General features: G+C 73.9%; 17 protein-coding genes. 11 read left to right on the top strand and 6 right to left on the bottom strand.

Features of this window, described 5'->3' with window-relative positions; translation table 11 throughout:
- Window positions 1–99: 99 nt before the first annotated feature.
- On the top strand, window positions 100–309 hold the full coding sequence (locus ACFYNO_RS03415; RefSeq protein ID WP_388004501.1) for a hypothetical protein: 210 nt from the start codon (window positions 100–102) through the stop codon (window positions 307–309).
- On the top strand, window positions 306–2192 hold the full coding sequence (locus ACFYNO_RS03410; protein ID WP_388004498.1) for an aKG-HExxH-type peptide beta-hydroxylase: 1887 nt from the start codon (window positions 306–308) through the stop codon (window positions 2190–2192). The genes ACFYNO_RS03415 and ACFYNO_RS03410 overlap by 4 nt, the downstream gene beginning before the upstream one ends.
- Before the next feature lie 28 nt (window positions 2193–2220).
- Here the strand turns inward: ACFYNO_RS03410 and fxsT are convergent, their stop codons facing one another.
- Window positions 2221–6117 carry an FxSxx-COOH system tetratricopeptide repeat protein gene (gene fxsT, locus ACFYNO_RS03405; RefSeq protein WP_388004495.1) on the bottom strand — a complete coding sequence of 1299 codons (3897 nt, stop codon included), beginning with the start codon at window positions 6115–6117 and terminating at the stop codon, window positions 2221–2223.
- Between the two features lie 282 nt (window positions 6118–6399).
- On the opposite strand from fxsT, the gene ACFYNO_RS03400 reads away from it, so the two are divergent.
- From ACFYNO_RS03400 to ACFYNO_RS03390, 3 genes are all read left to right on the top strand, one after another.
- Window positions 6400–7833: a hypothetical protein gene (locus ACFYNO_RS03400; RefSeq protein WP_388004492.1), complete on the top strand. Its 1434-nt coding sequence runs from the start codon at window positions 6400–6402 to the stop codon at window positions 7831–7833.
- Between the two features lie 66 nt (window positions 7834–7899).
- Window positions 7900–8292: a hypothetical protein gene (locus tag ACFYNO_RS03395; RefSeq protein WP_388004489.1), complete on the top strand. Its 393-nt coding sequence runs from the start codon at window positions 7900–7902 to the stop codon at window positions 8290–8292.
- A gap of 3 nt (window positions 8293–8295) precedes the next feature.
- Window positions 8296–10743 (top strand): DUF4132 domain-containing protein, encoded by a 2448-nt coding sequence (locus ACFYNO_RS03390; protein ID WP_388004486.1) that lies wholly within the window; start codon window positions 8296–8298, stop codon window positions 10741–10743.
- A 62-nt stretch (window positions 10744–10805) separates the two neighbouring features.
- Here the strand turns inward: ACFYNO_RS03390 and ACFYNO_RS03385 are convergent, their stop codons facing one another.
- Together ACFYNO_RS03385 and ACFYNO_RS03380 are read right to left on the bottom strand one after the other, a co-directional pair.
- Entirely contained in the window at window positions 10806–13193 is a 2388-nt protein-coding gene (locus ACFYNO_RS03385) for an immune inhibitor A domain-containing protein (protein ID WP_388004483.1), read from the bottom strand.
- Window positions 13194–13347: 154 nt separating this feature from the next.
- Window positions 13348–13896, bottom strand: coding sequence for a GNAT family N-acetyltransferase (locus ACFYNO_RS03380; RefSeq protein WP_388004480.1), 549 nt, complete (start codon window positions 13894–13896; stop codon window positions 13348–13350).
- Window positions 13897–13986: 90 nt separating this feature from the next.
- On the opposite strand from ACFYNO_RS03380, the gene ACFYNO_RS03375 reads away from it, so the two are divergent.
- Window positions 13987–14397: a DUF2809 domain-containing protein gene (locus ACFYNO_RS03375; protein ID WP_388004477.1), complete on the top strand. Its 411-nt coding sequence runs from the start codon at window positions 13987–13989 to the stop codon at window positions 14395–14397.
- A gap of 10 nt (window positions 14398–14407) precedes the next feature.
- Window positions 14408–14836 (top strand): hypothetical protein, encoded by a 429-nt coding sequence (locus tag ACFYNO_RS03370; protein ID WP_388004475.1) that lies wholly within the window; start codon window positions 14408–14410, stop codon window positions 14834–14836.
- On the opposite strand, the gene ACFYNO_RS03365 is transcribed toward ACFYNO_RS03370, so the two are convergent.
- A complete protein-coding gene (locus ACFYNO_RS03365) occupies window positions 14802–15371 on the bottom strand; it encodes a peroxiredoxin-like family protein (protein ID WP_388004472.1) in 570 nt (189 codons plus the stop codon). The two genes, ACFYNO_RS03370 and ACFYNO_RS03365, sit on opposite strands and share 35 nt — an antisense overlap.
- Before the next feature lie 79 nt (window positions 15372–15450).
- On the opposite strand from ACFYNO_RS03365, the gene ACFYNO_RS03360 reads away from it, so the two are divergent.
- Window positions 15451–16038 carry a TetR/AcrR family transcriptional regulator gene (locus ACFYNO_RS03360; protein ID WP_388004469.1) on the top strand — a complete coding sequence of 196 codons (588 nt, stop codon included), beginning with the start codon at window positions 15451–15453 and terminating at the stop codon, window positions 16036–16038.
- A gap of 114 nt (window positions 16039–16152) precedes the next feature.
- Window positions 16153–17259, top strand: a complete 1107-nt coding sequence (locus ACFYNO_RS03355; RefSeq protein WP_388004466.1) for a hypothetical protein — start codon at window positions 16153–16155, stop codon at window positions 17257–17259.
- Window positions 17260–17292: 33 nt separating this feature from the next.
- On the opposite strand, the gene ACFYNO_RS03350 is transcribed toward ACFYNO_RS03355, so the two are convergent.
- Both ACFYNO_RS03350 and ACFYNO_RS03345 read right to left on the bottom strand, forming a co-directional pair.
- Complete coding sequence (locus tag ACFYNO_RS03350; RefSeq protein WP_388004463.1) at window positions 17293–18318, bottom strand: LacI family DNA-binding transcriptional regulator; 1026 nt, start codon at window positions 18316–18318, stop codon at window positions 17293–17295.
- 110 nt (window positions 18319–18428) lie between these two features.
- The gene (locus ACFYNO_RS03345) at window positions 18429–19499 is read right to left on the bottom strand and encodes a hypothetical protein (protein WP_388004460.1); all 1071 of its coding nucleotides are present in this window, start codon (window positions 19497–19499) and stop codon (window positions 18429–18431) included.
- Between the two features lie 412 nt (window positions 19500–19911).
- On the opposite strand from ACFYNO_RS03345, the gene ACFYNO_RS03340 reads away from it, so the two are divergent.
- Complete coding sequence (locus ACFYNO_RS03340) at window positions 19912–20847, top strand: hypothetical protein (protein WP_388004457.1); 936 nt, start codon at window positions 19912–19914, stop codon at window positions 20845–20847.
- A 63-nt stretch (window positions 20848–20910) separates the two neighbouring features.
- The gene (locus ACFYNO_RS03335) at window positions 20911–21756 is read left to right on the top strand and encodes an ACP S-malonyltransferase (protein WP_388004454.1); all 846 of its coding nucleotides are present in this window, start codon (window positions 20911–20913) and stop codon (window positions 21754–21756) included.
- Window positions 21757–21771 lie beyond the last annotated feature (15 nt).

Genomic DNA, 21771 nt, shown 5'->3' with positions numbered 1-21771 from the left:
CGAGTTTCCGAGGTTTGACGGGCGGAAACCATAGGAAGGGTAAGGGTCGGTCGCGATCCGAGCCTGGGGGAAGGGGGGCCAGCCGTCGTGGAGAAGGCCGTGGCCGCTGTCGAGTCCGACCTGATCGACCTTTCGGGGGCCACTATCGACGCACTGCGCCGCTATGACGGTGCCGCCCTGTCGACGGTGCTCGACAGACTGCTCGGCCAACTCGACGCGCCGGGGCACAACATCGCCGGCTACAACGGCAGTGACTCCCCGGAGCCCGGCGACACGCGCGCCCGTGCGGGCCGGCAGGGGCCGCCGTGAGCTCGGCGGTGCCCGGCCCGCACCGCCTACCGATCCGCGACTTCCAGGCCCTGGCCCGGGGCGACGGGGACGCCCGCACACTGGGGCACCTGCTGGCGGCCGAACGCAGCCGCCGCCTGCTGCTCCTGCGCGCGCTGGACGACGCGCTCAGGCGCGGCCCCGGCGCCGTCGGCCCGCTGCCCCCGGCGGAGGCCGCCTGGGACCTGCTCGGGCAGGCGCAGCGGGCCGACCCCGCCGTCTTCGACGACGTCCTGATGCACCCGCAGACCGGCCTGTGGCTCGCGCACGCGCTGCGCCGCCTGCGCGGCGGGGCGGACGGCGCCGGCCCGCTCTGGGCCGATCTCGGCCACTTGCACGCCCTGGCCGCCGCCGCCGGGGTGCGGACGGCGCTGGAGTTCCGGATCGGGCTGCCGGTGCGCGCCGGCCGGGTGGTCCTGCCGACCCTGGGATGCGCGGTGCTGCCGGGCGCGGAGGCCGGACCGGAGTCCTGGGGGACCGCCGAGCTGAGCAGGGCCGACGGCCGGGTCCGGCTGCGCGGGGTGACCGGGCCCGACGGAGCCCCCGCCGAGGTCCTGCTGCCGGAGCGGCCCGCCGAGGACGGCCCGCGCTGGTACGGCCTGCGCAGCCTCGCGGTCGGCGCGCCCGGCGCGGACCTCTCCGTCCGGCTGGACGACCTCGACCCGTACCGCCCGATGGCGCGGTCGGCCGCCCCGGCGCGGCTCCCCGCGCGCAGCGCCGAGCACTGGCAGGTGCTGCTCGAGCAGTCCTGGCGGCTGCTGCTGCGCGACGAGCCGCAGACGGCCGCGGCCATGCGCGCGGGGCTGCTGTCGATCTCCCCGCTGCCGGCGACCGAGAGGTACCGCCCCCGCAGCGCCTCGGCCGGGGACGCCTTCGGCGGGCTGCTGGCCTCCGAACCCGACGACCCCGTGCAGTTCGCCGCCACCCTGGTGCACGAGTTCCAGCACATCAAGCTCAGCGCCCTGGACCACCTGGCGCCGCTGCACGCCGAGCGGCCGGCCCGCGAGGAGCTGTTCTACGCGCCCTGGCGCGACGATCCGCGGCCGTTCGGCGGCCTGCTCCAGGGCGTCTACGCCTTCCTCGGGGTGACCAGGTTCTGGCGGGCGCACCGGCGCGGCGGCGGTCCGGCCGCCGGCCTCGCCCAGTTCGAGTTCGCCCTGTGGCGCCGGCAGGTGTGGCGCACACTGGACCTGCTGACGGGCCGTCCGGAGCTGCTCACCCCGCTCGGCCGGGACTTCCTCGACGGCCTGCGGCAGCGCTGCACGCCCTGGCAGGGCGAACCGGTGCCCGCCGAGCAGCTGAGGGCGGCCGGGCAGGCCGCGGCCGACCACCGGGCCCGCTGGCGGATCCACCACCTGCGGCCCGATCCGGAGGCCGTCGCGGCAGCGGCTCTCGCCTGGTCGCGCGGCGAGGCGCGCCCGCCCGGCGGACCGGTCAGCGCCCCGTCGGTCCGGGTCGACCCGGCCGCCCGCTGGCTCGACACCAGGGCGGCGCTGGCCCGGCTGCGGCTGGGCGACCCGGCGGCGTTCGCCCGGTTGAGCGGCCGTCGGCCGGACGGCGGCACGGTCGGTGTCCGGGGGGCCACGGCCGGCGATGTCGCGCTGGCGGCGGGCGATCCGGCCCGGGCCCGCCGGCTCTTCCTGGCGGAGTTGGCGGCCGACCCGGACAGCCCGTCGGCGTGGACCGGCCTGGGCCAGGCGCTGGCCGCCGGCCCGGACCCGCGGCCGGCCGCGCACACCCGGGCGGCGGCGGTCCTGCGGGACCGGCCGGAGACCGTCCGGGCGGTGCAGGGCACGCTGCTCGACTCCGGAGCGCGGGCGGCGGACCCGATCGCCCTCGCGGCCTGGCTCGCGGACGCCGGCTGAGCGCGGCAGCGGGCACCGCGCCCGCGCGCTACAGCAGCATCGGGTCGATGTCGCCGTTGACCCGCTCGCCCGCGGCGGTCTGACGGGTCACCAGGTGCCCCTCGCTGGCGCCGCGCTGCAACCGGGGCTCGTCCAGGCGGCGCCGCATCCGCTCCACGGTCTCGTGCCGCAGCCGCAGACCCTCCTGCTCCTCGCCGAGCGCGAGCAGGTCGGTGGCGAGGTTGCCCGCGCAGGCCAGGGTGACCGGGTGGTCGGGGCCGAGGGAGGTCCGGCTCCGCTCCAGGGCCCAGGTGTCCCGTTCCCGCGCCTCCTCGAACCGGCCCAGCGTGTAGAGGTCGCTGGCGAGGTTCATCGCGCAGACCACGGTGGTCGGGTGCTGGTCGCCCAGCCGGTCGCGCAGCGCCCGCAGCGTCGCCTCGTTGCTGCGGTGGGCCTGCTCGACCTCGCCGAGCAGCCGCAGGGTCACCGCGAGGTTGAGGTCGGCCGAGAGCACGTGCGGGTGCTGGGGGTCGAAGAGCCGCCGGTAGCGCTCGCAGGCCTTGGCGCCCAGCTCGCGGGCCCGCTGCAGGTCGCCGTTGTGGCGCAGCGCGACCGAGAGGGTCAGCGAGGCGGCCAGCGACTGCGGGTGGGTGTCGCCGTAGCGCAGCGAGAAGCGGCCGGCGGCCTGCTGGGCGAGTTCCAGCGAGGCCAGGTGGTCGCCCTCCTTGCGGATCGCGACGCTCAACTGGCGCATGGTCTGCAGGGTCTGCGGGTTGTCGTCGCCGAAGACCTCGCGGAAGCCGACCAGCGCGGTCTCCTGCAAGTCCCGCGCCCGGACGTAGTCGCCGGTCTCGCGGACGTCGATCGCCACGCTGTTCTCGGTGATCAGGGTCGCCTGGTAGTCCGCGCCGAAGATCCGGACCTTCATCGCGTAGGTGCGGCTGTCGAGTTCGAGCGCGCGCTGGAAGTCGCCGGTCAGCCGCAGGCTCACGCCGAGGTTGTGGGCCGCGTTGAGGGTGATCGGGTCGTCCTCGCCGAAGGTGAGCCGGGCGCGCTCGTAGACCGTCTCGTCCAGCTGGCGGGCGACGGTGAACTCGCCCTCGGCGCGGCGGACGGCGGCCTCCAGGTTGTAGGCGTCCAGGGCGTCCTCGCGGCTGTCCGGGCCGTCCGCGGGCGCGGTGTGGGAGTAGGCCTCCTGGAGGCGGGCGACGAACAGCGAGGCGTCGCGGTAGCGGCCGACCACCAGGTACATGAAGCCGAGCCACTGGCCCATCAGCATGGTCTGGCGGTCGTCCTCGCCGAAGGTCTGCCGCCAGGCCTCCCAGGCGTGCTCGGAGAAGTCCAGCGAGACCTCGTGGTCGCCCCAGAAGTAGAGGTACTTGGCCACGTTCAGCACCAGCTGGGCGACCCAGCGGTGGCCGGAGTCGATCGCCCCGGAGGCCACCACGTGCCCGTACAGTTCGGCGTAGCGGGGCCAGTAGGCGTGCGCGGCGGGCGACTTGGGATCGCCGGCGGCCAGCAGCAGGTGGACGCCGGCCCGCATCCGCTCCTGCTCCTCGGGCGGCATCCGGTTGATCACGACGGCCTGGACCAGGCGGTGCATCTCGATCGAGTTGGTGCGGTGGTCGATCCGGGCCAGCGAGTAGCGGTTGATCTCGCGGATCGCGCGCGCCAGCCGGATCGGGTCGTTCAGGGCCTCGTCGAGTTCGGGGGTGATGTTGCCGTTGCCGAGGCCGGAGAACATCGAGCGGGAGATCGGGTCGGGTGCGAAGTAGGCGCAGAGCTGGAGCAGCCGCAGCGCGGCCGGGCTGCGGCTCTCCAGGTGGTCCAGCGAGACGTTCCAGGCGGCGGCGACCGGGAGCTCGTAGTCCGGCGGCGGGGAGACCTCCAGGAGTTCGGTGCGCTTCTCCTCGAAGAGGCGCAGGTACTCGGAGACCTGCATGCCGGTCTCGGCACGCCAGGCGGCGGCCTGCTGGAGCGCCAGCGGGAGGTCGCCGAGGGCGGCCGCGAGCCGGTCGGCCTCCTCGTCGGCGAGGTCCGGGCCGGAGCGGCGCAGCAGCTCCACGCTCTCCTCGCGGGTGAAGACGTCGACCTCCAGCGAGCCGCCGATCAGCCCCCAGCGGCGGTTGCGGGAGGTCACCAGGATGGTGCCGCTGCCGCCGGTCGGGAAGTACTGCTGGACGCGTTCGGGGCTGTCCGCGTTGTCGAAGATCAGCAGCCAGCGGGCGTACGGGCGGCCCTCGCGCAGCGCCTCGCGCAGGGCCGGCACGGCGGTGTTGGCCTCCAGGCCGGTGGTGAGGCCGAGGCGCTGGGCCAGCTCCACCAGCGCCTGGCCGATCTGGCCCGGCCGCTCGGCCGGGATCCACCAGACGATGTCGTAGTCCGCCTGGTGGCGGTAGGCGTACTCGATCGCCAGCTGGGTCTTGCCGACCCCGCCCATGCCGTGGATGGCCTCCGGCAGGACCGCCGTGGTGCCCTGCCGCAGCCGGGCCTCGAGCAGTTCGAGGAGTTCCAGGCGCCCGGTGAAGTTCGGGTTGCGCGGCGGGATGCCGCCCCAGACGCGCGGCTGGGCGGGGCGCTCGCCCTCGACGGTGACGGTGGTGGCGGGCGAGCTCACCTGCGGTCCTCCAGTGTGTGTGGCCATCGGGTCGGTGCCGACGGGGCGCGGCTGCTGCTGCGCGTCGAAGGCGTGCAGGGCGTCCTGCAGTGCGTGGGCGCGCCGCAGGCAGCGGCCGGACAGCGCGCGCAGCGCGGCCAGCTCGATCCGCAGGTACGGGGCGTTGCGACGGGTCACGGCGGGAACGCGGGCGGCGTCCAGCGGTTCGGCGGCCGGCGGCAGCAGGGGCGGGCCGGCCGACCCGCCCAGCAGCTCGCGGACCTCCTGGAGCACCCGCACGGTCTCGCCGCGGCGCCCCGCCGCCAGCAGCTCCGCACGGACCTGGCCGAAGAACTCGAACGGCGGGTCGGTCTCCGGTCCGGGCGGCTCCGCCGGGCCGGTCCTGACCAGGCCGCTCATCAGCAGTTCGGCCAGGTGCACGGGCTCGCCGCCGGGCATGCCCCGCATCAGGGCGCGCATCACGGGCGGCGAGAGCGGGGCCGCGGCGAGCCTGGCCGCGAGCCGGAACGCCGAGGGGGAGGCACCCGCGCGGAACTCCGAGACCCGCTCGCGCGTGGTGCCGCCCGAGCGTCCGTCCGGGGCGTCCACGGTCCAGGGCAGGTTGCGGGCCGCGTCCGGGCGCCGCTTCCAGCGGTCGGCGCGCAGCACGGTCAGTTCGACGGGACCGCCGGCCGCGCCGCCGTCCCCGGCCCGGCCGGAGACCAGCCGGGCCCACGGCTCCGTCCAGCGGGCGTCCAGCTCCAGTACGGGAACCGGGACCGACTCGTCGGGGCGGTCGGGGCGCTCCCGGCGCGCCGCCGGATCGGCCTCGCGCGCCAGCAGGTCGAGCGGGGTGTCGTGCGCCTCGCACTCCAGTTCGCTGTTCGGCAGCCAGCCGGCGGCGGCCCGCAAGCCGACGCGCCGCACCTCCAGCCCCGTCCGGTACCAGAGTTGCTGCGGCAACAACTGCAGCACGGCGACCGGCAGCGACCGGGCCCGGGCCTGCAGCAGCGGCAGCACCGCGCCGCAGCGCCAGGCGGAGCCGAGGCCGTCGGTGACCACCATCAGCAGGTGCGGGGCGGACGGCTCCGGAGCCGTCTCCAGCGTCACCGCTTCGGGGACGGCGTGCTCCGTGCCGAGCAGGCGGCCGGAGCGGACCGCCGCGACCTGCTCCAGCCCGGCGAGTCCCTCGAGGAGCGCGGCGACGACCTCCTCCCAGACCGCCATGGTGCCGTGGGCGTCCACGGCCAGCAGCAGCTCGGGCGCGGGGCATGCCGGATCGGCGCCGAGCAGCCGCAGGCCGCGCAGCGCGTCGTCGATGGCCGCGGTGCCCCGCGTCGAGTGGGACATCGGATCACCGCGACCCATCGGTGGCAGCGCGGGCCCGCGCCGCCGCTGGATGATGCGCCGAACGGGCGTGCGGAAGCCCGGCCGACGGCGTCGCTGAGACGATCACGGGGCAGCAGTTTGCCACATGCGAGCCTCCATCTCACTCTTCTCAACCCTCTAAGGTTACCGTTATCAGCAAGAGTTGACGGTCTTTCAGTACTATCAGTTGCCTTGCGAGCGCTGGGGGCGTGAGTGTCAGAGGAACACAGCGGGGCGAGGGCCCGGAACGCGCTCGTCTCCGCGATGGCCGACGTCCTGCAGCGGTCGGCCACCGCTCGCCACGCCGCCGCCCGCGACCTGTGGCTGGACATGCTCCAGGCCGAACTGGACCGGCCGGTGGAGGCCGCCGACCAGATCGCGCTGCGGCCCTGGCTGTTGCGGCTGATCAAGACCTGCACCGAGAACCGCGGCGACCTGGCCCGGCTGGCGCAGAGCCTGGAGTACCTTGAGCAGAACTCCACCGAGGTCACGGCGCTGTGGCAGCTGGTGGACGAGTGGGACGCGCTGGACTTCTACGAGGGCGCCGACCTGCGGGTGCTGCGCACCGTCCTGCAGGGGGTCGGCCACGGCGGGCTCGCGGCGCTGGCCCGGCGGGCGAGCGGCTCGCGCACCCAGGAACTGCCCGCCTGGTGCACCACGGCCTGGTACGCCTTCCTGCACCTGGCCGGGGGGAACTCGCCGGCCGGTGCGCTGCCGGTCAGCATGGCCTTCCTGGCCCTGGTCGCCGACCGCCTGGTCGAGGACGGCCAGCAGCCCGCGGCGGAGGCGCTGCGCCGGTGGAACCGCGAGCAGGCCCGCGCCTGGGGCCTGGAGGGTGAACTGGCCGGCTGGCAGCGGGACACCGCGACCCCGGTGGCCCCCTCGCTGATCCCGGCCTACCTGCTGATCCAGCTGGCACCGGACGGCATCGACCCGGACCGCTTCCACCTCTCGCACTGGCGGCAGTCCGACGCGGACGGCTGGCACCCGGTGCCGGGCGAGACCCGGCCGCTGCACCGCACGGAACTCGCCACCGCCGTCGAGGAGCTGATCGAGGCGGTGGAGGAGGGCTGGGCCGATCTGCGGGCGCCGGTGGTGCTGGAGTTCATCCTGCCCTGGGAACTGCTCAACGAACCGGTGGAGTGGTGGTCCAAGGAGTCCGACTCACCGGTGCCCACCCCGCTGGTGATGGACTACCCGGTGGTGCTGCGCAGCCTGGAACGCCTGCGCCGACCCGCCTGGCACCGCAGGTGGCGCCTGCAGTGGCGGCAGCTGACCGAGCAGGCGGTCGGCAGCCACCCGCACTGGAGCCGGCCGACCGGGCGCGAGGGCGATTTCTACCAGCTGGAGCGGGAGCTGAAGGAGGACCAGCAGGCGGTCTGCCTGGTGCTCAGCGAGCCGCCCTCGGCGGTGGGCGGCACCGGCCGCCAGGAGATCCTGGCCGGCCTGCGGGCCGGGCTGCCGGCCATGATCTGGCACCGCCACGACTGCGAGGACCCGGCCTTCCGGGACGCCGTCAGCGAGATGCTCGAGGACCGCGGCCTCGGGAACCTGGTGGAGCGGGTGAGCAAGTGGCGCAAGGAGGCGCTGGCCCTCGGCCCGGCCGAGTGGGATGGCCATGTCGGCCGCCACCTGGCCATCCTGCTCGACGACCCGGACCGCCTCCCGGGCCCCGCGGGCCCGGACCGGGTTGCCTGACCGGGGTGCTGACCGGACGCCAGGGCCCCGGCGCCCCTGTCACCGGGTGGCCGTACGCTCCTCCGCATGGCAATCGTGATGTTCGTCGACGAGACGACGGCGGGGGACCGGAGCGACGGGTGGGGGCTGGAGATCGCCGAGGAGCGGCTCACGGTGGGTGAGTTGATCCGGCGGCGGGTGTTCCAGGAGGTCGCGGAGTTCAATGCGCGGGGTGCGCGGGTGTTCCGGGGGCTGGTGCAGCCGACGGATGCGGAGCGGGTGTTGAACGGGTTCGCGCTGCGGGAGCCGCGGCGGATCGATCCGGAGGCGCAGAGCCGGTTGGCGCTGGAGGCGTTCGCGGGGAACGGGTTCCTGGTGCTGGTGGGGGAGCGGCAGGTGACCGATCCGGAGGAGGTGGTCGAGTTGGCGCTCGGCACCGAGGTCACCTTCCTGAAGCTCGTGGCGCTGGTGGGGGGCTGAGGGGTGGGGGAGATCGAGCTGATCGCGCACCGGGCCCGGGAGCTGGCGCTCGCCGGGGAGTGGGGGGCGGCCGCCGCCGGGTTGGTGGAACTGGCGGTCGCCAACCGGGGGTTGTGGAACCCGCCGGGGGCCGGGCTGCTGGACGAGTTGCGGGAGCTGCCGGAGCGGAGCCGGGCGGCGCTGGCCGATGCGCTGGTGGCGCGGTACCGGGCGGAGGAGGCCGGGCCGGTGCTGGTGCTGGTCTGCGCGATCGCGCACGGGCTGCCCGGGGACCGGCTGGCGGTGGAGCGGCGGGAGCGGCTGGCGGAGCTGGGGCGGCGGCAGACCTACTGGTACCTGGAGCGCCAGGAGTACCTGGCCGAGGCGGAGTTGGCCGCCGGCCGGGCGCTGGAGCCGGCCGTGGTGGCGGTCTTCCGGCGGACGGCGCTGGATGCCTACCGGTATCCGTCGCTGGCCGAGCTCGACCGGAAGCTGGTCGAGCCGGTGCTCAACGTCGGTGAGGAGTGGGCCGAGCAGGCGCTGCGGGAGGCCGGGGGCTCGGCCGAGTGGCAGGCGCTGCTGCGGCATGCGATGACCGCCACGGCGAGCAGGCCGAGCGGGAAGTGGGAGCAGCGGGCGCGGGAGGTGGTCGAGCCGCTGGGAGCCGAGCGGGTCCGGGCGGCCGTGGTGGGCTGGCTGGCGCTGGTCGGCCGGCGCAGCTTCGAGTTGGAGCGGCGCGAGTACGAGGCCGATGTCAACAGTGCGTTCGACCCGTGCAATGCCAATGCGCTGCGCGGGCTGACCTGGCTGCTGGCGCTGCTGCCCGCGCACCAGGACAGCGTGCGGGCGCTCGGCCGCCTGGTGGAGGCCTCGCTCAAGAAGGCCGCCGGGATCGGTCCGCGCAACCCCAGGGTGGCCAACGCCGCGGTGGCCACGCTGGCCCGGCTCGACGGCGCGCCCGCGCTCGCCGAACTCGCCCGGCTGGCGACCAAGGTGACCTACAAGGGCACCTTGAAGCTGCTCGACGCCGCGCTGGAGAGCCGGGCCGTGGCGCTCGGCCTGTCGCGCGAGGAGATCGAGGAACTGGCCGTGCCGGCCTATGGGTTGACCGAGGTCGGGCGCGCCGAGGTGCGGCTCGGCGAGGTCACCGGCGTGCTGGAGGTCCAGGGCACCAAGGCGGTACTCGGCTGGCGCAACCCGGCGGGCAAGGAGGTCAGGACCGTGCCCGCCGCCGTCAGGCGCGACCACGCCGAGGAGCTGAAGGAGCTGAAGACGGCGGTCAAGGACATCGAGAAGATGCTCTCCGCCCAGAGCGACCGGCTGGACCGCCAGTTCGTCGCCGACCGCAGCTGGCCGTACGCCGCCTGGCGCGAGCGCTACCTGGACCACCCGCTGGTCGGCACGCTGGCCCGGCGGCTGCTCTGGACGGTGGACGGCACCGCGGTCGGGTTCGCCGCCGGGGAACTGCGCACGCTCGCCGACGACCCGGTGCACGAGGGGGCCGAGGTCCGGCTCTGGCACCCGGTGGGGAACGAGCCCGCCCAGGTGGTGGCCTGGCGCGACTGGCTGGAGCGGCACGGGATCACCCAGCCGTTCAAGCAGGCCCACCGCGAGGTGTACCTGCTGACCGACGCCGAGCGGGCGACCGGCAGCTACTCCAACCGGTTCGCCGCCCATGTGCTGCGCCAACACCAGTTCAACTCGCTTGCCGCGATCCGTGGCTGGCGCAACAAGCTGCGGCTGATGGTGGACGACTGGGCGCCGCCGGCCACTCGCGGGCTGCCGCACTGGGGGCTGCGCGCCGAGTACTGGATCCAGGGCGAGGGCGAGGAGTTCGGAGAGGACACCACCGACTCCGGCAGCTACCTGCGGCTGACCACCGACCAGGTGCGGTTCTACCCGATCGACGCCCCGGAGAACTCCGCCTCCTGCTACGGCGGCGAGTACCGGATGCGGTTGCCCGACGGCGCCGAGCCGGTGCGGCCGGTGCCGATCGCCGAGGTCCCGCCGCTGGTGCTCTCCGAAGTCCTGCGCGACGTGGACCTGTTCGTCGGCGTGGCCAGCATCGGGAACGATCCGACCTGGCAGGACGGCGGACCGCGGGGCCGGTTCCAGGAGTACTGGACCTCCTACGGCTTCGGGGAGTTGACCGAGGGCGCCGAGACCCGCCGGGCGCTGCTGGAGCGGCTGGTCCCCAGGCTGGCGATCGCCGACCGCTGCACCCTCGAGGGCCGGTTCCTCCAGGTGAAGGGCGAGCGGCACACCTACAAGATCCACCTGGGGTCGGGCAACATCCTGCGGACCCCGAACGACCAGTACCTGTGCATCGTGCCGAGCGCCACCCCGGTCTCTCCGCAGGCCGGTTACCTGCCGTTCGAGGGCGACCGGATGCTGGCGGTGATCCTCAGCAAGGCGATGCTGCTGGCGGACGACCTGCGGATCACGGATCCGACGATCCTGAGCCAGCTGTAGGACCCCGGTCGACTGCCGCTCCCGGCAGAGGGAGCGGCAGTCGAGGCGGTTCGGGCGGAGTCTCAGGCGGCGGGGCCGACCTTGATGGTGGTCAGCCTGCCGCCCTGGGTCTCGCGGACGACCTCGATCCGGGTGTTGGTGTCCGGGACGTTCACGCCGACCTGCGGGTCGGCCGGGTCCAGGTACCTGCCGGTGTGGTCGTTGAAGACCGGCACGGCGGGCTCGGTGCCGATGGTGGTCGGCACGCCGCCCTTGTGCAGGGTGAAGCCGGTGGTGGGCTTCAGCGAGAAGGGCGCGTCGTAGGTCTGCGCCCGGCCGTTCACCAGGGAGCCGTCACCGAAGCGGGTGGCCGCCGGGTGGGCGTCCACGGGCAGGATCAGGCCGCCGCCCGGGTGGTCCTTGGTGTTGTTGTCCAGGTAGTCGGTGTCCCAGAGCCAGACCAGCACCCCCTCCTGGTAGGGGTAGGTGTCGATCACGTTGGCCTTGTTCTTCACGCCCGAGTAGCCGAAGTTGTACGGCCCGGTCCTCAGGTAGGCGCCGTAGCCGACGTAGCGGCGGTTCTCCGCCAGGTAGGCCCGGGGGTGCTGCTGGACGGCGGTGCTGCCGTCGACGATCAGGAAGCCGCGGGTGTCCCAGCCCTGGTTGCCGTTCTCGGCGCCGTCGGCGAAGAGCACCGAGCCGTCGGCGGAGATCTTCAGCGCGTCGATCAGCACGCCCTTGCCGTGGGTGTTGCCGTCCGAGGTCACGTGCACGCGCAGCTCGACCTGCTGGCCCAGGTAGGCGTCCAGCGGCACGTGGACCTGCTGGTAGGCGCCGGAAGCGCCGGTCAGGCCGGGCACGTCGGCGCTGGTCCTGCCGTACGGCACGCCGTTGGCGGTGCCCTGGAGGGCGGTCCAGGTCCTGCCGTTGTCGGTGGAGGCCTCGAAGGTGAGGAAGTCGTAGTCCTGTTCGACGTCCCACCAGGCGGCGGTGTCCAGGGCGGCGGAGCCGGACCTGCCGGTGAGGTCCACCGTGCGGGTCAGCGCGTTGTCCAGGTTGTCGCCGGTGTCGCTCCACCACTGCGCCCTGCCCTCGGCGGGGTCGGCCAGCACGGTGGAGGTGGTGCCCGGCGGCAGGTGCACCAGGACGGCCTGGGCCTGGTCGGTGTTGTAGGCGCTCACCCCGAGGGTGTGGCTGGAGGTGGTGGCGGCCTGCGCCTCGTCGTAGTTCAGCCAGCCGAGTTGCAGCTTGCTCCAGGCGTCCAGGTCGCCCGGGTACTCGCCGGTGGAGTTCCTGCCGCGGCCCAGGTAGGAGGCGGAGGACATCAGCGACCAGAAGCTGACCCCGTTGTCCCCGCCGGTGAGCGGGTAGAGGTCCGGCAGGCCGAGGTTGTGGCCGAACTCGTGGGAGAAGAGGCCGACTCCGCTGTTCTCGCCGGCCTGGACGTAGTCGTAGACGTAGTAGCCGGTGTCACCGATCTCGGTGCCGCCGATCCTGTTGCCCGCCGGACCGGTCCGGCCGGCCGGATCCGGGAACTCCCAACTGCGGTGCGCCCAGAGGGCGTCCGAGCCCTGCGCGCCGCCGCCCCAGGTCTCGTCCACGCCCGCGTGCACCACGATCACGTTGTCGAGGTAGCCGTCGGGCTGGTTGAAGTTGCCGTCGTGCAGGTGGTCGTAGCGGTCCTCGACGTCGTACTGGGCCAGCTGCGCCTTGATGTCGGCGTCCGAACGGCCCTTGGCCAGCTCGCCCTTGTACCAGGCGTCGAAGGCGTCGCGGACGAACTCCTGGGCCTGGGTCCAGGCGCCGCTGCCCTGCGGGCCCTTGTTGGAGCCGTAGCGGGCCTCGTTGTAGGGCACGGTGACCCAGTCGCTGACGGTGCCGTCGACGTCGTACCGGCCCGAGGACTGGGTGCGGTAGTAGTTGCGCAGCGAGTTGGCGCCGGGCGTGCCGTCGAAGAACATCTTCTGGTAGTAGTCGCGGCTGAAGTCGCTCTGCCAGAAGGTGTGGGTGTCGTCCCGGCCCGGCTGCGGGATGGTGTCGTGCCGCGGCCCCGGGGTGCCGCCGTAGCGCGGGACGCCGTTGTAGAGCGTGGAGTTGTCGACCTCGTCGCCGAACTGGGCGAGGATCACGAACACCTTGTCGGTGCGCTTCTCGGCGAGCTGGACGTAGTCCTTGCCGATCTTGGCGACCGGGGGCACCGTGCCGTCGGAACTCTTCGCCACGGCGCCCTTGTTGACGAGCTCCAGGGCCTTGGAGCGGAGCGACTCGCGCAGCCGCTCCTGCGGGGGGATCTGCTTCTGCTGCGGGCCCTCGCGGCCCTCGGAGCCGTCCTGGGCGGCGAGGGCCTGGGCACCGGAGACGGTCTCGGGCTGGACGGGGGCGGCCTGGGCGGTGACCGCACCGCCGAGCAGCGTCGCCGCTATCGCACTGGTGGTCAGCGCAGCCGCGAGGGCTGCCGAGAGTCTGCGCAACGTGACCGGTCCTTTCGGATCGGGGGTGGTCTGCGGGTGGGGGTAAAGCGAAGGTAATATTTCATATGTCATCGGTCACATGGAAGACCCCGTCGCGAAGGGCTCGCGACGGGGTCCGGGGCGGGGGCGCTTCGGGCGTGGCTCCGGGCGTCGGCTACTGATCGCGGGTCAGGCGCCAGAACAGCTCCTCGCCGGTCTCGGCCGGGGCGACGCGTTCGGCGGGGCGGCGGCGGTCCACGGTGAAGCCGAGCCGGGTGGGGACGGCGGCACTGGGGAGGTTGCCCGGGTCGGTGACGATCTCCACGCACTCGACTCCGGGCAGCCGGAAGGCCTGCTCGACCATGGCGCCGGCGGCCCGGGTGGCGATGCCGCCGCCGGTGGCGGCGGGGTGCAGCCAGTAGCCGATCTCGCGGGCTCCGGCCGGGGTTTCGTCGCGCCGGAAGAGCGAGCAGGCGCCGACGATGGCGCCGTCGAGCACCACGGCGTAGGTGTGCTCGGTGCCGTTCGCCCAGCGGCCCGGGAGCTGGGTGAGGAAGTCGGCGGTGAAGGCCGGGCTGTGGTCCGCCACCCAGGGCATCCACGGGCGCAGGTGCTCCAGCGACTCCTCGATGACCTGGCAGAACTCGGCGAGGTCGGCTTCGCCGTCGAACTGGCGCAGGGTCAGGTGGGCGTCCAGTTCGATCACGGGCTGGGGAAGGTCCATGACGGAGAGGATCGTGTACGCCCGCTCGCGCGGCAAAGGCATTTGCCGGCCGCGGCGGGGTGCGGGCGGGGTGGCCGTAGGGTGCGTGGAATGGATGATCTTCGGGGTGGTGGCCGGGGCGTGCGCCTCGCCGCGTTCGGCGCGGCGGTGGTGACGGTGGCGGCGGGGCTGGGCAGCCGGGGTGTGCTGCCGGCGGAGGCCGGCAAGGTGGCCGGGGACGTGCTGTACACGGTGCTGGTGTACGCGGTGGCGGTGCTGGTCGCGCCGCGGACCGGGCCGGCACGGGCGGGGGCGGTGGCGCTCGGGGTGAGCTGGGCGGTGGAGTTCTTCCAGGCCACCGGGATTCCCGCCGGGCTGGCCCGGCACAGCCTGCTCGCGCGGCTGGTGCTCGGGACGACGTTCAACGTTCCGGACCTCCTCTGGTACGTGGTCGGGGCGGCGGGCGCTGTAATAATGCACATTATTAGCGTCAGATTGACGATAAATGGTCGGCCGGGTTAGCGTGCCGGGCATGCGAGTGACTGTGGAGCGGGAGGACATCCACCCGGGCGACCATCCGCCGGTGTGGCTGCTGACGGCCGACGGTGCGACCCCGCTGGGCGAGTTCATCGACAGCGTGGCCGGCTATGCCTATCCGATGCCGGGCGCGAGCTGGGCGGTGGTGCGCGCGGGTGAGGGGCGGACCGCGGTGCCGATCGCCACGGTGGCCAGGGTGTGGGACCGGGCGCGGTTCACCGACGAGGCGGACCGGCTGCTGCGGCTGGACTCGCTCTGCGACGGCGCCCAGGAGCTGCGCCTCCACCTCTGGTGCATGCCGGGGACGGTCCCGGTCTCGGAGGCGGACCTGAGGCCGCCCGAGATCGGCCGTGTGGAGGGGTTCGCGCTCCGGGTGCTGGACGCGGCGGTCACCGTGGCGGGGTGGTTCCGGCGGCGAGGCTGAGGACCTGGTCGACGGTCCAGTGGTCGGCGGCGTGGGTGCCGTAGTGGGCGGCGAGCAGGCGGCCGTCGGGGGCGAGCAGGAAGTCGGCGGGCAGGCCGAGGCGCCCGCCGAGCGGGCGGTTGGCCGGCGGCCGCTCCTGCCCGCGCAGGATCAGCGGCATGCTGCGGAGCACGCCCCGGGCGATCGCGGGCCAGGCCCGCGGGTCGAGCAGCGCCCGGGCTCCGCGCTCGACCCCGTAGGCGCGGTAGAGCCGCTGTTCCGGGTCGGCGACCAGGGCGAACGGCAGTGCGTCTGCGTACTCGCGCAGTTCGGCCGCCGGGGAGTGGAAGACGACGGCCTCCCGGATGCCCGCGGCCCTCAGCTCCCCGTGGCGCAGCGCGAAGCCGCGCAGGTGCAGGTTGCAGATCGGGCAGCCGGCGAAGCGGCGGAACTGCAGGTGCGTCAGCCCGTTGGCGGGCGCGGGCGGCAGGGGCAGGCCGGTGACGTCGGTGGTCGGGAGGGACGGTGCGGTGGTGCCGGGCCGGAGACGGGACACGTGGGCTCCTCGCGGGCTCGTCGCAATAGGGGTAGGCCGTACGCCTAAACTGTAGGCGTATGCCCTACGCTGTCAATCCGTGCCCCGCCCCCGCTCTCTGACGACCCAGCAGATCGCCGCCGCCGCGCTCGCCGTGATCGACCGCGACGGCCTGCCCGCCCTCTCCATGCGCACGGCGGCCGAGGAGCTGGGCCGCCGCCCCATGGCGCTCTACCGCTATGTCGAGGACCGGGAGGAACTCGAGTGCCTGGTGGTGGACCTGACGCTCGGCGCCGCACTGCGGGAGCCGGCGCAGGGCCCGCCGCGGGCGCGGCTGCTGGCGCTGCTGGCGGCGATGCGCGAGGCGGTGGCCGCGCACCCGGGCGTGCTGCCGCTGGCGGTGCGCCACCACGGGGGCTGCCTGGCGGTGATGCGCTGGCGGGAGTGGCTGCTGGAGGCGCTGGCGGACGCCGGCGTGGCCGGCCCGGCGCGGGCGGGGGCGCTGCACGTGCTGGTGTCGTACGTGATCGGTGCGCTGGAAGTGGAGCAGCAGGGCGTGGGCGAGGGGGTCGGCGGCGAGGCGTTCCCGCTGCTGGCGGAGGCGTTGGCGCAACGGTCGGCGGCGGAGCCGGGGGAGGCGTTCGCGGGCGGTGCGCGGGCGGTGCTGGACGGGCTGGGGGTCGGCTGACGGCGGAGCCCGGTCCTGGGGAGTGACTTCTCGAAGCGAGGGTGACGGGGGCGCCGCATAGGCTGGCTCCCGCGCCGTTCGCCGCGCCCCTGTGGTCGTCCCTAGGAGCCCCACGTGCAGCCTGTCTTCGTCGATTTCTCCACCGCCGTCCCGCGGACCGGCAACGCCGTGGTCGCCGCCGAGCGGGCCTACTTCGCGGGCGACCACTTCGCGCTCGACTGCGGGGCCACGGTCGCGATCGAGTTCGAGGTCCCGGAGCAGGGCGTCGAGGACGAGCTCACGGTGAAGATCCGCGCCCTGGTCTCCAAGCTCGGCCCGCGGCCCGGCTTCGCGCCGCTGGAGGTCGCCGTCAACTCCGAGGTGATCGTCAGCGACTACCGGATACCGGGCGGCGGAGACCTCCCGCAGCAGATCGTCTTCGCCGTCCCCGCCGACCTGCTGGTCCCGGGCGAGACCAACACGCTGACCCTGCGCAGCGCCGCGGACGCGCGCTCGCACCTCTGGCTCTACCGCGTGCTGGCCGAACCCGTCTGGGACCGCGACGAGGCCGAACGCGCCTGGCTGGCCGACTCGATGGGCCGCTCGCTGCTGACCTACCGCACCGACCGCCGGGCGCCCGGCGCGCAGGAGTGGGAACCGACGGCGACCTGGCGGCTGCACCTCGCCTCCGGCGAGGGCGCGATGCCGTCCCGGCTGGACTGGCGGGTGCGGTCGGGCGCGGAGGCGTCGGTGGAGTTCGCGCTGGAGCTGAACACCTTCTACGGCCACGCGCGGGACGCGGGCGGCCAGTGGTACGAACTCCGCGGTGAGTTGACGGATCGTCAGACTTTTCCCGGCGACGCGGACCCGGGCGCGACCCGGACCTTCGCCACCGAGGCGGGCTGGGGCGGGCGCTGGCACCGGGGCGGTCCGCTCACCTTCCACCTCGCGGTGGGCGAGGAGACCCCCTTCGACCGGATCGCCTGGGCCGACCAGCGGGCCTGCTCCGCCTCGATCGGCCTGGCGGAGGACGGGAGTTCGTTCCTGGGCTGGTCGCAGCGCGTCAACGAGGGCCCGGTCGGCTACCGGGGCGAGGCCGTCGAGGCCGAGGAGCCGGAGCGCCCGGCCGAGCAGCAGGCGCCGAACACCCTCGGCGAGGACCTGGACCAGCTGGGCCAGGCGCTCAGCAACCTGGCGGACACGGCGGTGAAGTCGCTCGGGACCTTCCTGCGCAGGCTCTGAGGGCGGCCCGGCCGTCTCCACGGGCGGGCCGGGTCACGCCGATTCGCGGCAGACGAGGGTGGTGGGCAGCAGAGTCCTGGGATCCGGTTCCGTCCGGTTCTCGATCAGTGCGAGGATGTGACGGGCCAGCGTCGAGCCCTGCTCCTCGACCGGCTGCCGGATGGTGCTGAGCGGAGGGCGGGTGCGCTGGGCCACCGGATCGTCGTCGAAGCCGATGACCGCGACGTCGTCGGGCACACGGCGTCCCGCCCGGCGCAGCGAGCGCAGGGCTCCGGCCGCCATCAGGTCGGAGGCGACGAAGACGGCGTCGAGGTCGGGCCGGCGCCTGAGCAGCCGGGTCATGGCCTGTTCGCCGGACTCCAGCGAGAAGTCCCCGAGGTCGACGACGGGTTCCAGGCCGGTGGCCGCCAGGGTCTCGGTGAAGCCGCGGAGCCGGTCCTGGCTCGCGGCCATGTCGCGCGGCCCGGCGATGGTCCCGATGCGCTGGCGGCCGGCCGCGAGCAGATGGCGCACGGCGGCCTGCGCACCCCCGTAGTTGTCGGTGTCCACGTACGGCGCCCCGTGCTCCGCCAGCGGCCGGCCGCACAGCACGGTGGGCACCTTCGCGGTGTCCAGCAGGGCCATCACCGGATCCGAGCCGTGGGAGGAGACCAGCAGGACCCCGTCGACTCCGCGGTGCACGAAACGGGCCGCCGCGGCGTACTCGCTCTGGTCCCGCACCGCGACGAACGCCAGCTGGTAGCCGACGGGGGCGAGGGTCCGCGAGGCGCCGTGGAGCAGGCGGGCGAAGAAGGGGTCCGAGAAGAACCGCTCGCTGGACTCGGTGATGATCGCGGCGACGGAGCCACCCTGCGCCCGGTGCCGCCCATGGGTCCAGGGTGCTCGCCGGCGGACGTATCCGAGTCGTGAAATCGCCTCCTGGACGCGGCGGTTCGTCTCTTCGCTCACCCGCGCCGAGCCGGTGAGGACCCGGGACGCGGTGGCTGTCGACACGCCGGCGAGCAGGGCCACGTCGGCGAGGGTGGGCGGGCTGACGAGGGCGTCGGCGGGTGCGGTCACGGGCTCCTCCACTCCACGGGGTACCGGGTACCCGGCGCCCGGAGACGGGAAGGAGCGGGGACGCCGGCAGGGTCGGGCAAGGTCGGCCCGGGGTCGCGGCCGACCGGTGGTCAGCGGACGCCGGGACCGCTCGGCAGGATGCGCGGCAGCCGGGCCGCCTCGTCGGTCAGCAGCACCGCGGCCCGCTGCTCGCGCTCCCGCAGCTCGGTCAGACCGCTGCGGATCCGGCCCGCCGACAGCGTCGGCGTCCCGGCGTGGAAGGCGTTGACCTGGTCCGAGAGCGCGTTGGCCAGCTGCGCGATGCCCGAGTACGCGGCGCGGACCTGGTGGCCGTGCCGGGTGAGGGCCAGGAACCGGCTGAACAGGGTGCGCGAACCGGCCAGCAGGGCCATGCTGTTGACGCCGGGCACCCGGTACACGGCCCCGGCCTGCGCACGCTCGGCCACCAGGCCCGCACCGATGAGGTCATAGATCTGGAACCCGTCGCGGTACCGGGCGAGGAACGCCCGGTACGCGGACTCGAACCCGTCCAGATCGGGGTCCGACTCGCGCACCACGGTGGAGGAGTCGACGAACCAGCGCTCCGGCTCGCGGGCGTAGCCCTCGCGCAGCACGTCCCAGCCCACCGTCAGCGGGACGTACTCGTGGTCGTCGGAGGTGTTGTCGAGCAGCAGCACCTCGGTGCTGCTCGCCCCGCACACCAGGAACGAGTGCAGCAGCCGCTGTTCCTCCGGAACGGTGCCGACCCGGCGCATGAACTCCACCCAGTGCGGGAGGTGGTGCCGGGGCGCGTAGAAGAACACCGGCTGCCCGGCGGCGAGGAACCCGGGCAGGCCGGATTCGAACCGGTCGATGGCCACCGTGCCGGCCGAGAGCAGTTCGAACCCGAGCAGACGCAGATCGCCCCCGGTCACGTACGGCGGCTCGAAGGCCCAGCGGTCCTTTCCGCGCAGGTGGCAGTGGCGGTAGACGGCCGCGGTCGAACCCAGCGCACGGTACATCAGGAGGTCGGACCAGGGGGTGCTGCCCGCGACGTAGGCCAGGAGTTGTGACCTCCGGCAGTGGAGGTGGTTGTTCGGGTCCTGAGTGCGGATGCGGTCGACATCCGGTATCCGGATCATCCGGTCGGTGAGCGCCACCGTGGTTCCTTCCCTGACGTGCTGGTCGGGGCGGTCCTCCATTCCAGCGCCCGACAACAATGGCGGACGAAGACAGGCGGTTATGACGAGATCTTCGCTCCGGCGGCGGACACCGTCAAGGCGTACGAAGTTTCCCGGGAACGCGCTCACCCGGCCCGGTGGCCGCACCGGAGCGCATGTAAGTTTCATCGGACTTTGACCGGCAATCACGCGCGGCTGCATATTGCTGACCGAGTGACCGATCGCTACTCCGGCTACCGGTGAGGACATACCTGTGCGGGTGTTACTTCATTTCGGCGGGCTGGGCGATCCCGAAGGACCGCTGCTGAGCAGGCTCCGTCAACTGTTCCGGCAGCAGCAGAATTCCCGATTCTTCGCCTCCGCTTTCACGGGCGTCGAAACGGCCTTCGAGATCGTCGGACGCGAGGAATGCGCCCGTTTCCTGCCGGGCGGGTTGCCGATACGCGACTGGCTGGCCGACTCCGCCGAGCAGTCGGCGGCCGTGAATTCGCTCGGCTCGGTGGCCGAGGGCGTGCTGCTGCACCTCTACCAGCTCTGCGTCCTCCAGCCGGGGCCGGGGGATCCGCTGGCCCGGGCGAACGGGTCGGGCGGCCTGCGCCCGGTCGGAGCGGTCGGGCACAGCCTGGGCAGTTACGCCGCCGTCTTCTCGGCCCTGCACGTCGGCGGCCGGCGGGAGTACGCGGCAGCCGCCGCCCGCTCGGTCGCCCAGGTCACCGTGGCTCTGCTGCGCTGTCAGCAGGCCGTTCCCGCGGCGCCCCGGTCGGACGCGGAACTGCTGCGCCGGCACGCCGCGCTCGGGCCGGCGGCCGGCGTCCCCGGGGCGATGGCCGCCGTCGTGGGCCCGCGGCGCCCGGCGCTCGAGGAGGCGATCCGGCGCAGCGGCGGCGATCCGGGAGCCCGGGTCGAGATCGGCCTCGTCAATTCGCCGACCTTCCACGTCCTCACCGGCGGTACCGAGGCGCTGATGAGGCTCCGGCTCGCCGAGGACGAACTCTTCGAGCGGCCCGGGGTCCGCTGGACCTACCTGGGCGCCACCGCCCCCTTCCACAGCGCGGTGCTGGGCTCCGCCCTGGCGCTGATCCGACACGACATCGACCACAACTGGCAGGCCGTCAAGGGCGACGACCTGACCATGCCGGTCTACGGCACCGGCACGCCCGCCAACCTGCAACTCTCGCCCCACGTCCTGTACGAGGTGGCCGAGCAGCAGATGTGCCGTCCCTTCGACTGGCCGCAGCTCCTCGACACCGCCGTGGCGGAGCTGGCCCCGGACCTGGTCCTCGACATCGGCCCCGGCGTCTCCGCCGCCGCGCTGACGCGCTCGCGGCTGCGCGAGAGCGGATCGGCCGCGCGGTTCAGCTCGATCTGACCGCCGGAGCACCGAACGCGGTCGCGCGCAGGGCCTTCACACCACGAGAAAGGGGGGCACGCCGTGCGCTGCCTCGTCTTCCCCGGCCAGGGCGTCCAACGCCCCGGCATGGGCTCCGAGTTGTTCGACCTGTTCCCGGAGGAGGTCGAAGCGGCCGACGCGGTGCTCGGCTACTCGATCCGGGACCTGTGCCTGCACGACCCCGACGGGCGGCTGGCCGACACCCGCTACGCTCAGCCCGCCGTCTTCCTGGTCAACGCGCTCGACGCCCGGCGGCTCCAGGCGGAGGAGGGCGGTGCGGCCGAGCCCGTCGCCTGCTACGCCGGGCACAGCCTGGGCGAGTACAACGCCCTGGTGGCCGCCGGCTGCCTCGATCTGCTGTCCGCCCTGCGCCTGGTGCGGGCGCGGGCGGAGGCCATGGCCTCGGTGCGCGGCGGCGCGATGTCGGCGGTGGCGGGGATGGCCGCCGAGGACGTGGAGTCGGCGCTGCGGGCAGCGCGGGTGCGGAACGTCTACGTGGCCAACCGCAACTCCGACCGGCAGACCGTCGTCGCCGGCGGCCGGGACGAGATGGCCGAGGCCGCCGGCGTGCTGCGGGGCGCAGGCGCGCGGGCGGTGGTCCCGCTGCCGGTCAGCGGCCCCTTCCACACCCCGTTGATGGCGCCCGCGGCGCGGGCGTTCATGGCAACCCTGAGCGGCCAGGCCTTCGCGCCCCCCGCCGTACCGGTGTTCTCCGGCGTCACTGCGGCGGCCTTCGAGCCGGCCCGCGCCGCCGCGCTGCTCGCCGCCCAGATCACCGCCCCCGTGGAGTGGGTGCGCACCGTGCGCTCGCTGCGGGGCGCCGGCGTCACCCGGTTCGACGAGGCCAACGGGAGCACCCTCACCTCCCTGCTGCCCGCGATCGCCTGACCGCGCCGTGCCCGT

It is taken from the genome of Kitasatospora sp. NPDC006697, from assembly GCF_042869935.1.
Classification (GTDB): domain Bacteria; phylum Actinomycetota; class Actinomycetes; order Streptomycetales; family Streptomycetaceae; genus Kitasatospora.
This window is presented reverse-complemented; position numbering and strand designations above follow the sequence as displayed.